The sequence below is a fragment of the Lentzea sp. NPDC006480 genome (assembly GCF_040611995.1).
Lineage (GTDB): Bacteria > Actinomycetota > Actinomycetes > Mycobacteriales > Pseudonocardiaceae > Lentzea.
The window spans coordinates 1-12,096 of the sequence record NZ_JBEXPJ010000231.1 but is presented as its reverse complement, the minus strand read 5'-3'; the positions used below and the strand labels follow the sequence as shown (position 1 = coordinate 12,096).

The 12,096-nt window shown below is 67.4% G+C and carries 7 protein-coding genes; 2 read left to right on the top strand and 5 right to left on the bottom strand.

Annotated features, from left to right (window positions below; translation table 11 throughout):
- Both ABZX92_RS42860 and ABZX92_RS42855 read right to left on the bottom strand, forming a co-directional pair.
- Positions 1–594 (bottom strand): LCP family protein (locus ABZX92_RS42860; protein WP_355571427.1); only part of this gene is annotated, 594 nt, incomplete at its 3' end.
- Entirely contained in the window at positions 591–1,097 is a 507-nt protein-coding gene (locus ABZX92_RS42855; protein WP_355571425.1) for a SigE family RNA polymerase sigma factor, read from the bottom strand. The genes ABZX92_RS42860 and ABZX92_RS42855, both read right to left, overlap by 4 nt.
- 163 nt (positions 1,098–1,260) lie before the next feature.
- Between ABZX92_RS42855 and ABZX92_RS42850 the strand changes: the two genes are divergently transcribed.
- Positions 1,261–2,874, top strand: a complete 1,614-nt coding sequence (locus ABZX92_RS42850) for a ricin-type beta-trefoil lectin domain protein (protein ID WP_355571423.1) — start codon at positions 1,261–1,263, stop codon at positions 2,872–2,874.
- Here ABZX92_RS42850 and ABZX92_RS42845 read toward each other — a convergent pair.
- The 3 genes from ABZX92_RS42845 to ABZX92_RS42835 are packed head-to-tail and all read right to left on the bottom strand — an operon-like array spanning position 2,871 to position 5,242.
- Positions 2,871–3,674, bottom strand: coding sequence for an SAM-dependent methyltransferase (locus ABZX92_RS42845; RefSeq protein ID WP_355571421.1), 804 nt, complete (start codon positions 3,672–3,674; stop codon positions 2,871–2,873). The two genes, ABZX92_RS42850 and ABZX92_RS42845, sit on opposite strands and share 4 nt — an antisense overlap.
- Positions 3,675–3,732: 58 nt before the next feature.
- Positions 3,733–4,770: a hypothetical protein gene (locus tag ABZX92_RS42840; protein WP_355571419.1), complete on the bottom strand. Its 1,038-nt coding sequence runs from the start codon at positions 4,768–4,770 to the stop codon at positions 3,733–3,735.
- Complete coding sequence (locus ABZX92_RS42835; protein ID WP_355571417.1) at positions 4,763–5,242, bottom strand: sigma-70 family RNA polymerase sigma factor; 480 nt, start codon at positions 5,240–5,242, stop codon at positions 4,763–4,765. The genes ABZX92_RS42840 and ABZX92_RS42835 overlap by 8 nt, the downstream gene beginning before the upstream one ends.
- A 444-nt stretch (positions 5,243–5,686) precedes the next feature.
- Between ABZX92_RS42835 and ABZX92_RS42830 the strand changes: the two genes are divergently transcribed.
- Positions 5,687–11,914 carry an SdrD B-like domain-containing protein gene (locus tag ABZX92_RS42830; RefSeq protein WP_355571415.1) on the top strand — a complete coding sequence of 2,076 codons (6,228 nt, stop codon included), beginning with the start codon at positions 5,687–5,689 and terminating at the stop codon, positions 11,912–11,914.
- Positions 11,915–12,096: the final 182 nt, after the last annotated feature.

Genomic DNA, 12,096 nt, shown 5'->3' with positions numbered 1-12,096 from the left:
GACGACCTGCTGCCGAACTCCCGCAGCCGCACGGTCGTGGTGCTGGACGGGCTGATCGTGATCGGGTCGCTGTTCGTGCTGACGTGGGTGTCGGCACACCTCGACGCCGCCGACGATCTGCGCGATCTTGCCGAACTCGGACATCTTGATCGCGGCGTAGTGGTCGACCTTCGTGCCGGTCAGCGTCTCGACGGCGCCGGTCAGCTTCTTCGGGTCCGCCTTGAACAGGCCGTAGAGCTGCTCGTCGCCGACCTTCACGTTTCGCGGCAACGACACCACGCTCACGGAGGTGTCCGCGTTGAAATGCGCGTACACGATCGCGTCCGTGTTGCCGACCTCGTCGAGGCCCAGGAGCAGCACGTTTTCCGCGCTGATCGGCGCTTGCGGACTCGTCGCCGGCGCAGCGTCGGTCTTCTTGATGGCCGTCGGGATGATGAACGCCGCCGCAGCGGCGGCCACGGTCAGGCCGGCCACGCCGATGATCAGGCCGAAAGGCTTGCGGGCCTTGCGCTTGTGCAGTTCGGCCAGCACGGTCCGGGAGTCGACGCGCTCCTCGGCCTCCGCGGCGATGGCCGAGCGGATCAGGTCGTTCATGACTGCACCCCCAGGGTGGCGGACCGGGCGATTTCGTGGGCGCGCAGCGTCTGCAGCGCGCGAGAAAGTTGGCTGCGCACGGTTGATTCCGCGCAGTCGAGCACCTGTGCGATCTCCGCGTCGGAGCAGTCCTCGTAGTACCGCATCACCAACGCCGCACGTTGCTTGCGCGGCAACACGGCAATCCGCGCGCGCATGGCCTCGCGTTCGGCGTGCGCGTCGGCCGGGTCGGCCTCGGACGGCACGTGCTTCGCGAGCTCACTGCGCTCGACGGCGATCTCCCGTGCGGCCCTGCGGTGCCGCCACGACAGGTAGTCGTTGGTCACCATGCGCTTCACGTAGAGATAGGGAGCGTCCATCGCTCCGATGCGTTCCCACTTGCTCTGCGCACGCATGAGCACGTTCTGCACGATGTCCTGCGCCAGGTGTTTGTCGCAGGTGATCGCCGTGGCGTACCCCAACAGCCGGTCGAGCCGCTCAGCGACGAACTGGTCGAACCCCACGCCGCCCCCTTCGTTGTCCGTGAACTTCTACGGCTCGGGAAACCCCCTCAACACCGTCGTTCGCTGCATCAGGTTTTGTGGTCCGGACCACAGATGTCTCGGTTCGGACGGATTTCGGTGTGAAGCCTTTTCGCGTTCACGTCCATCCGTGACCCTGCACCCCATGCGCATCATCCCTGCACTCGCGCTGTTGTCGCTGCTGCTCGTCCCTGTCGACGCGCAGGCGGCACCCAACGGCTCGTACTACCTGCAAAGCGCCGTGACCGGCCAGAACGCCGCCGTGTCCGGCTCGTCCGTGGTCCAGCACCGCCCCAAGGGCAACGAGGACCGCCAGCAGTTCACCTGGAACGGCAGCACGCTCGCCGAGGGCGGCCAGTGTCTCGGCCGCTCCGGCGACGCTGCCCAGATGGTCAGCTGCTCGACCGCGGACGCCCAATGGGTCGCCACTCTCGACGACCAGGACCACTACCGCCTGAAGGACCCCGGCTCCGACCGCTACCTGATCGCGTCCGGCACCGACCAGGTCCGCGTCGGCACGGGCAATGACACGTGGTTCCTGACCCCGGTCGACCCGGTCCGCGTCCAGCCGCAGAACGACCCGCGCCTGGACGAGATGACGTTCCTGACCGCCCACAACGCCTACGCGAACGGCGTCGACGGCGGCTTCACCTTCGGCAACGTCGCCCCGAACCAGTCCCGCGGCATCGTGCAGCAGCTGAACGACGGCGTCCGCGGCTTCATGCTCGACATCCACCAGACGTCCGACGGCGCGATCCTCTGCCACAACAGCTGCAACCTGGTCAGCCGCCCGGTCGCGCTCGGCGTCGACCTCCAGCGGATGGTCGACTTCCTCAACTCGCACCCGACCGAGATCGTCACCGTGTTCCTGGAGGACTACGTCGACGCCAACACGCTGCGTTCCTCTCTCGCGTCGGTCAACGGCCTCAACAACGTCCTCTACCGCGCCGAGGGCGTGCGCGAGAACGGCTGGCCGACGTTGTCCCAGATGAGGGCGTCCGGCAAGCGTTTGCTCATCTTCACCGACCACGGCAAGGACGGCCGCGAGGACTCCGGCGTGCTCTACCAGAAGGACTGGACCGTCGAGAACTACTGGTCGATGGGCTCCGGCACCGGCACGTCCGACTGGTCCTGCTACTCCCGCTGGGGCGAGAAGCCGCTGACCGCCGCGGAAGCCGGCTTCCGCCCGCTGTTCGTGATGAACCACTTCCGCGACGTCCCGGTGGAGGGCACCGTCGCCACCGACAACTCCAAGGCCGTCGACCGCGCCCGGCGCTTCTGCGAACCCGCGGCCCGCAAGTCCCCGAACTACCTGGCCGTCGACTTCTACCACCGCAACACGCCGGCGCTCCCGGCCGACCGCCACCCGTCCGGCGCCGGCTCCGTGGAGCTCGCGGCCGCATCGGGCCTGTGCCTGGACAACAACGCCGGCGGCACCACCAACGGCAACCCGGTGCAGATCTGGACGTGCAACAACTCCTACGCCCAGAAGTGGCGGGTCATCGCCGACGGCACCATCGCCATCTCCGGCAAATGCCTCGACGTCAACGGCAGCGGCACCACCAACGGCACGATCGTCCAGCTGTGGGAGTGCAACGGCACCGGCGCGCAGCAGTGGCGCGTGCGGGCCGACGGTTCCGTGCAGAACCCGCAGTCGGGGCTGTGCCTGGACGACCCCGCCGCTTCGACAACTCCGGGCACACGCCTGAACATCTGGTCCTGCAACGGTTCCGCGGCGCAGGCCTGGCGCTTCCGCTAAGGCTTGCGGGCGAGGCCCACGTAGACGTCCTCCGGGCCACCAACTCCTGCCGGGCCGAGTTCCGGGTGCCACGACGGCGCCGGCACGACGCCCGGCTGGAGGATCTCCATGCCCGCGAACATGGGCTCGAACTCCGCGCGGGAACGGAAGTACATCGGGTCGCGGCTGTGCTTCATGGCCGCGACGACCGCGCCCATCTCGTCCGGCTTGAAGTCCGCGGTCAGGTGCGAGAGCGCGATCAGGCTGCCGGGCGGCATGGCGTCGCGGTAGCGGGCGACGACCTCGGCCGGGTCCTTCTCGTCCGAGACGAAGTGCAGCACGGCGACCATGAGCAGGCCCACGGGCTTGGTGAAGTCGATCAGGCCCTTGACGACGGGGTCGGCGAGGACGTCGTCGGGCCTGCACATGTCGGCCTGGACGACGCCCGCGTTGTCGTTGCCCTCCAGGATGAGCTGGCTGTGCGAGACCGCGACCTCGTCGTAGTCCACGTAGACCACACGCGCGTCGGGGTTCTCGGCCTGCACGATCTCGTGGACGTTGCCGACCGTCGGGATGCCCGAGCCGAGGTCGAGGAACTGGGTGATGCCCTGCTCCATCATCAGCAGGACGGCGCGGCGCATGAACGAGCGGTTCGACGAGGCGATGGCGCGGCCGTCGCGCAGGACCTGCAGGACCTTCTCACCGACCATGCGGTCGGAGGCGAAGTTGTGGCCACCCCCCAACAGGAAGTCGTAGACGCGCGCGGCGCTCGGCACGTCCGTGTTGATTCCTGCGGGCACCCAAGAGAAAGGCTCGGCCATGGCGCAGAACCTACCTGTTTGCGCGCACGCGTGTATCGGCCCGGATCGGGTGAAAACGTCAGCCAGAGCGCGCGAAGTGGGCCGAGATCTGCTCCACCAGCACGGACGCGCCGGCCGCGCGAGCTTCGAGATCGAGCCACCGCAGCTGGTCGTCGGCACGCGCTGAACGCAGGTTCGCGGACGTTGCCACGGCCTCAGCGGCAAAAGAAAGCGCAGCCTGGGCGTCGCCGAGCGCGAGATGGTTGCGCGCCAACGCCGTCAGCGCGAGCACTTGGGCCCGGACGTGCGAGGAGTCATATGTGCCAACCTTTGTGGTGAGCGAAGCGATCGCCGTAGCAGGATCGGACAACGAACGCCGATCCGTCCACGAGTTGTGCGCAGCCACGAACCCGAGCTGGAACGCCTTCAGCGCGTCGTCAGGTGCGTTGTGGTGCAGGAACATCCGGCCCGCGCGGGTCAGCACCGAGGCGATCAACGACTCGTTCTCGGCCTGTCGCGCCAACGTCAGCGCACGCGAGAAGTGAGGCACCGCGACGCCCGGCATACCGCTGTCGAACGCGGTCCAGCCGGCCAGCTCGCAGACCTCCGCGACAGCCGTCCACATCGCTGCGTCACCGACCACGACGAACGGTTCGACCCGAGCGAGGTGCTCCACCACCGAGGCGTGGCAGACCATTCCGCCGTACCGCTGGTCCAACGCCCGCAAGGCCGCGGTCCGTGCTCGCACGTCCTCGACCTCAAGCGAGCCAACCGGAACAGCGGAAGGCACCCAGTCGAACGTCGGCGCCCCCACGGTGATCCGAGCCGCGTGCTCCAGGAACTCCTGCCGCACAACCACATCTGTCCGCACCAACGACGAGTCGAACCCGTCGGCCAGAGCAACCTCGTACCAGCGCTGGGCTTCGACGGTCTCTCCCAGCGCGAACAACAAGCCGGCCAGACGGACCGAGGCGTCACCGAGGCCCTGGTCGGCGACGACGCGGAAGCACTGAGCCGCCGACCGCAGATCACCGGTCCGTTCAAGCTCCTCACCCCGGCGGTAGAACCCCTCCACCGCCTCGTCCACCTCGAACTCGTGCAACAGCCGATCACTCATCGGAACCTCCGAGAATCCGCCGCAGCTCGGCGCGGCCACGGGTGAGGTGCGCGCGCACGGTCGACTCGCTGACCAGCAGCACCGACGCGATCTCGCGGACCGGATAGCCGAGCAGGTGGTGCAACGCCACGACCTCGCGGTGGCGCGGCGACAGCGAGCGCAACGCCGTGTGCACCGCCTCGACCTCGTGGACCTGCTCGACCACGTCCGCTACGGCCACCAGCGGAGTTTCCAGAGACTGCCGCTGCTGCCACCGCCGCATCAACCTGATGGCGACCTTCAGCACCCACGCCTCGGGCTTGTCGTACGCGTGGATGTCCTGCCAACGGCGCCGCGCGATCACCAAGGCGTCCTGCGCGATGTCGTCCACGACGCGGGTGTCGCCGTTCAGCGCCTTCAGCGTCCTGGTCACCACCGGCAGGCAGGTGCGGAAGAACTCCGCGAAGCCCTGATCCGGCTCCGGTGTGCTCAACGGCCTTCCCTTCAGCGTCCGCCCGGCACGTTCACCGCCCGCAGGCGACCTTCACCGGTGACAGGCGCTGAAGCCAGGAAAGGCTGAGTCCGATGCACATGTTCACCCGTTCAGCCTCATGAGCCGTGCGGTCAAGCTGTCACCTTCACACACACGAATGACCCACTAGAGCGAACCTCTCATGTGGACAGTTGCACACTGCAACGAAGCTGGCTAAACCTGATTCATCGGAAGTGGTATGGGATTCATCAACAAGAGAAATGTCGTTCTACGGAGAGCCACATGAAACCGTAATCAAGCGACCAATCTCGCGAGACAACTTCACCAAGAAGTGTGACAAGCGGTTACGCGTAAGTGGCGCACGACGGGCAGACCTGCGGAAACAGTGGCATTTTCCACATTCCCGCAGTGTGCCCCGTCCCTGCTGCCTAGGAGCGTCAACTCGTGAAACGCCCGCTCGCCGCCGCGCTCGCCGCGTTGGTGGCCGCTTCGTCCGCCGTTTTCATACCGACCGCACACGCCGGTCCTGGCGACGGCTCGCTGACCGTGAAGGTCATCCGTGACGTCAACGGCAACGGCAACTACGACGCCGCCGTCGAGGTGCCGATCCCAGGTGCCGCCGTGCTCGTCACCGACCCCGCGGGCAAGACCGCGACCGGCACGACGGACGCGTCCGGCAGCGTCGCGGTGGGCCTCGGCCCGGTGAGCGGCGGCAAGTACCGGGTGCAGGTGAACCCACCGGCGGGCAGCGTGCTGCAGCCCGCCCCCGCGGGCGGCACGCTCGAGAGCAACACGGCCTTCGTGGACGTCTCCGGCGGCAAGAACGTCACCGTCACCACGGGCCTGTGGAACCCGTCGGACTACTGCCAGGCCAACCCGACCCTGGTGACCTCCTGCCTGCGCGCCACGCGCAAGCAGGACGGCAGCAGCAACGTCAACAACGGGTCGCGTTCGCTGGTGACGTTCCCGTTCAACCAGCGCGGTGACGACGACCCGGCGCAGATCGCCAACCAGGGCGCGACCGGCGCCGTCTTCGGCATCGGCTACCGCAAGCAGGACAAGCGGATCTTCTCCGCGGCCTTCGCCAAGCGGCTCACCGACTACGGCCCGGCGGGACCGGGTGGCATCTACGTGACCCCGGCCGGTGGTGGCGCGACGACGACGTTCGCCACCGTGCCCAACGCCGACGGCCCGGCGCAGCACAACCACGCCACCAACTTCGACGGTCCGTTCTTCGCCGGTGTCGGCAAGGAGGCCCTCGGCGACCTCGACATCACCGAGGACGGCAGCGAGCTGTACGTCGTCAACCTGGCCGACAAGAAGCTCTACGCCTACAACGCGACCGGTGCGACGGCGAGCGCCCCCAAGGGTTCCTGGGCGATCCCCGCAACCGCTTGCGCGAACGCGGCCGACTGGCGTCCCGGCGCGCTCGGCATCCGCGACGGCAAGATCTACGTCGGTGGTGTCTGCTCGGCGCAGTCGAGCCAGAACCGCAACGACCTGCGCGGCGTCGTGATGACGTTCGCGGGCGGCACGTTCAGCGCGCCGATCGTCAACAAGGTGCTGACCTTCGAACGCGGTTTCGCCAAGGAGACCCGGCCGAGCAGCAACAAGTGGTTCCCCTGGACCGACAACTGGGGCGCCACCGAGCTCGACGACCGGCACGAGACCTACCCGGAGCCGTTGCTGACCGACATCGGCATCGAGAACAACGGCGACCTGGTGCTCGACTTCCGCGACCGGTTCGCCGACCAGGGCGGGTACAAGATCCCGGCGCCGGACGGTTCCGGCGGCAACCACGAGAACATGTCCGGTGGTGACCTGAACCGGGCGTGCCTCGTGGGTGGCGCGTACGTCTGGGAAGGCAGCTCGGCCGCCTGCCCGAACCACAACCAGGGCTGGAACGGCGGCAACGAACCTCTCAGCGTCGTCGAGTACTACCCCGGCGAGTTCTGGGGCGTGGCGCACCAGGAGAGCTCGCAGGGCGCCCTCGCGATCGTCTACGGCGAGCCGCGGATGCCGGCGATCGTGCTCGACCCCATCACCGTGCGCTCGACGGGTGTCGGCTGGTTCGATCGCACCACCGGTGAGATGCAGCGCGACGACCACACCAACAGCTACCAGATCACCAAGCTGGAGACCGCGGGCAGCGAGGGCTGGGGCAAGGCGAACGGCCTCGGTGACCTCGAGGTGCTGTGCGACCTGGCTCCGGTGCAGCTCGGCAACCGCGTCTGGTTCGACACGGACAACGACGGCGTCCAGGACGGTGACGAGCCCGCGGTCGCGGGGGTGAAGGTGACGGCGACGCCGTGTGCCGGTGGCGCCGCTCTTCCGGTGAAGACGACCAACGCCAAGGGCGAGTACTACTTCGGTGCGGCAGACAGCCTGAAGCCGGAGACCTGTTACAACCTGGCGTTCGACCTCAGCGGGGTGAACCCGGCCGGTCTGCCGGGAGCACCGGCCAAGGCCGATCTCAAGTGGACGACCAAGGAAGCCGGTCCGGACCGCGTCATCGACTCCAATGTGGACGCTGCCGGCAAGGCGCAGGTGACCACCGGCAAGGCGGGCACCGCGGACCACACGATCGACGCCGGCATCAACGCCAAGGTCACCAACAAGCTCGGTGACCTCGTGTGGGTCGACACCAACCGCAACGGCGTCCAGGACGCCGGCGAGCCCGGTGTTCAGGGCGTCACGGTGGTGCTGAAGAAGGGTGACGGCACTCCGGTCGGCACCCCGAAGCAGACCGACGCACAAGGCAAGTACGTCTTCGACAACCTCGACGACGGCGTCTACAAGGTCTGCTTCGACCTGTCGACGTTGCCCGCCCAGTACGCCGGATACGTGTACACGGGCAAGGATCAGGGCGGCGACGACGCGAAGGACTCGGACGCGGATGCCGCGGATGGTTGCACCGCGACGACGACGCTGGGTGCGGCCAAGCGCGAGGACCTGACCCTCGACGCCGGCATCGTCCCGCCCAACAACAAGGTCGGTGACTTCGTCTGGAAGGACACCAACCGCAACGGCCTGCAGGACGGTGACGAACCGGGCGTGCCCGGCGTGACCGTGACGCTGAAGGACGGCGCCGGAAACCCGGTGGGCCAGCCGAAGCAGACCGGTCCGGACGGCAAGTACCTGTTCGACAACCTGGCCGACGGCACCTACCAGGTGTGCTTCGACATCTCGACCGCTCCGGCCGAGTACGCGGGCTACCTGCTCACGCGCCCGAACGCCGGTGGTGACGACGCCAAGGACTCCGACGCCGACCTGACGACGAAGTGCTCGCAGACCACCACGGTCGGCCCGCAGAAGCGTGAGGACCTCACGCTCGACGCCGGCATCAGGCCGCCGAACAAGCTCGGCGACTACGTGTGGATCGACACGAACAAGAACGGTCTGCAGGACGACGGCGAGCAGCCGGTGCCGAACGTGCCGGTGAAGCTGTCCGACGGCAAGACGACCACGACCGGACCGGACGGCAAGTACGTCTTCGACAAGCTGCCCGACGGCAAGTACACCGTCTGCTTCGACATCAAGAACATGCCCGCGCCGGTCGCGGACTACCAGGTGACGAAGCCCAACGCCGGTGACGACACGAAGGACTCGGATGCCGACCCCGCAACGGGTTGCGCACCTGAGGTCGAGCTGAACGTGGACAAGCCGGAAGACCTGACCATCGACATGGGTCTGATCTCCCCGGTGAACCGTCTCGGCGACTACGTGTGGATCGACGTCAACAAGGACGGTCTGCAGGACGCGTCGGACGTTCCGGTCGAGGGCGTCACGGCGAAGCTGAGCACCGGTGCGACCACGAAGACGGACGCGCAGGGCAAGTACATCTTCAGCGACCTGCCCGACGGCACGTACAAGGTCTGCTTCGACCTGGCCAACCTGCCCGCCGCGGTGAAGGACTACAAGGTCACCACGCAGAACGCGGGCGGCGACGACGCGAAGGACTCCGACGCCGACGCTCAGGGCTGCACGGCGGAAACCACGCTGGGCAGCGGAAAGCGTGAGGACCTCACGCTCGACATGGGTCTGGTCTCCCCGCCGAACAAGCTGGGTGACTACGTCTGGGTCGACACCAACCGCAACGGTGTGCAGGACGGCGACGAGCCGGGCGTGCCGGGCGTGACCGTGAAGCTGGGTGACAAGACCACGCAGACCGGTCCGGACGGCAAGTACGTCTTCGACAACCTGTCCGACGGCACCTACAAGGTGTGCTTCGACATCGCCAACATGCCGGCGCCGTACCAGAGCTACCTGGTGACGAAGCCGAACGCGGGCGGCGATGACGCGAAGGACTCCGACGCGGATGCTCAGGGCTGCACGCCGGACACGTCACTCGGGTCGGCGAAGCGTGAGGACCTCACGCTCGACCTGGGCATCAGGCCGCCGAACAAGCTCGGCGACACGGTGTGGCGTGACGACAACAAGAACGGCGTCCAGGACCCGAACGAGCCCGGCGTGCCCGGTGTGCCCGTGAAGGTGGGCGACAAGACGACGACCACCAACGAGCAGGGCAAGTACGAGTTCCCGAACCTGCCCGACGGCAAGTACACGGTGTGCTTCGACATCGCGAACATGCCCGACGCGGTGAAGGACTACGTGCCGACGACGCCGAACCTCGGTGGCGACGACGCGAAGGACTCGGACGCCGACGTGGCGACGGGTTGTGCGCCCGAGGTCGAGCTGGGCGTCGACAAGCCGGAGGACCCGACGATCGACATGGGTCTGATCCAGCCGGTGAACCGCCTCGGTGACTACGTGTGGATCGACGTGAACAAGGACGGTCTGCAGGACGCCACCGACATCCCGGTCGAGGGCGTGACCGCCAAGTTGAGCACCGGTGCGACCACGAAGACGGACGCCACGGGCAAGTACCTGTTCAACGATCTGCCGGACGGCACGTACAAGGTCTGCTTCGACCTGGCCAACCTGCCGGCGGCCGTGAAGGACTACAAGGTCACCACGCAGAACTCCGGTGGTGACGACGCGAAGGACTCCGACGCGGACGCTCAGGGCTGCACGGCGGAAACCACGCTGGGCACCGGAAAGCGGGTGGACCTGACGCTCGACATGGGTCTGGTCTCGCCGCCGAACAAGCTCGGCGACTACGTCTGGCAGGACAACAACAAGAACGGCCTGCAGGACGACGGCGAGCCCGGCGTGCCGAACGTGCCGGTCAAGTTGTCCGACGGCAAGACGACCACGACGGGTCCGGACGGCAAGTACTCGTTCGACGACCTGCCGGACGGCAAGTACACGGTGTGCTTCGGCCCGATGCCGGACGCGGTGAAGGACTTCGTGTTCACCACGCCGAACGCCGGTGACGACGCCAAGGACTCCGACGCTGACCCGGACAAGGGCTGCACCCCCGAGGTGGAGCTGGGCGTCGGCAAGCGCGAGAACCTGACGCTCGACGCCGGAATCCACCCGCCGGCCAACGGTGTCGGCGACTACGTGTGGATCGACGCGAACAAGAACGGCCTGCAGGACGAGGGTGAGAAGCCCGTCGAGGGTGTCACCGCCGTGCTGAAGGACGCTCAGGGCAAGGAGCTCGGGACGAAGAAGACTTCGCCGGACGGCAAGTACTACTTCACCGACGGCCTGCCGGACGGCACGTACCAGGTGTGCTTCGACATCAAGAACATGCCTGCCGCGGTGGCGGACTACGTCGTCACCAAGCCGAACGCCGGTGACGACGCCAAGGACTCGGATGTGGACCCGGCGACGGGCTGCACGCTGACCACCACGGTCGGCGTCGGCAAGCGTCGTGACTACACGCTCGACCTGGGTCTGTACGCGCCGCCGAACAAGATCGGCGACCTGGTGTGGTCCGACACGAACCGCAACGGGGTGCAGGATCCCGGCGAGCCGGGCGTTCCGGGTGTGCCGGTCAAGTTGGTGGACAAGGACGGCAAGCCCGTCGGCGAGCCGGTGAAGACCGACAAGGACGGCAAGTACGAGTTCCCGAACATCCCGGACGGCACCTACAAGGTGTGCTTCGAGATGGGTGCTCTGCCGGGTGCCTACGCGGGGTACCTCGCGACCAAGCCGAACGTGGGCGACGACGCGAAGGACTCGGATGTCGATCCCGCCAGCGGCTGCACGCCGCCGGTGACCGTGGGTGTGGGCAAGAGGGAGAACCTGACCCTCGACCTCGGCCTGGTCTCGCCGACCAACCGCGTTGGTGACTTCGTCTGGTACGACAACAACTCCAACGGGGTGCAGGACGCCGGCGAACCCGGTGTGCCGGATCTGCCGGTGTACCTGCAGGACGGTGCAGGCAAGCCGGTGGCGCAGTCCAAGACGGACAAGGACGGCAAGTACCTGTTCACCGATCTGCCGGACGGTGAGTACAAGGTCTGCTTCAACGCCGATCCGTTGACCGGTCTGGTGGCAGGTCGCCAGCTGACCAAGGCGCACGTCGGTGACGACGCCAAGGACTCGGACGCCGACCCGGCGAACGGGTGCACGCACGTCACCAAGCTGGGCAAGGACAAGCGCGTCGACCTCACGCTCGACGCGGGTCTGCTGCCCAAGCCGGTGGCCGCACCGCCACTGGCGAGCACGGGTGCCGCGGTGTGGGCCCTGCTCGGTTCCGGTCTGGCCCTGCTGCTCGCCGGCGCGTTCGTCACGCTGATGGCGCGTCGCCGCAGGTCCTGATGTGAGTTGGACGGCGAACTGCCCCCGGTCTTCGCCACCGGGGGCAGTTCGCCGTTGCTGGTGGCGCGTCTCGAAACGTTGGCGTGGATTCCCCCGGCAACGTTCCGAAGTGGACGGTCGCCGCGTCGACGAGATGCCGATGACGCAGACCGACGTGCACCACGCCGTGCCGGTGTACGAGG

Coding starts and splice junctions, on each gene's coding strand:
- ABZX92_RS42850 (WP_355571423.1), top strand. CDS start 1,261: ATGCGCATCATCCCTGCACTCGCGCTGTTGTCGCTGCTGCTCGTCCCT.
- ABZX92_RS42845 (WP_355571421.1), bottom strand. CDS start 3,674: ATGGCCGAGCCTTTCTCTTGGGTGCCCGCAGGAATCAACACGGACGTG.
- ABZX92_RS42840 (WP_355571419.1), bottom strand. CDS start 4,770: ATGAGTGATCGGCTGTTGCACGAGTTCGAGGTGGACGAGGCGGTGGAG.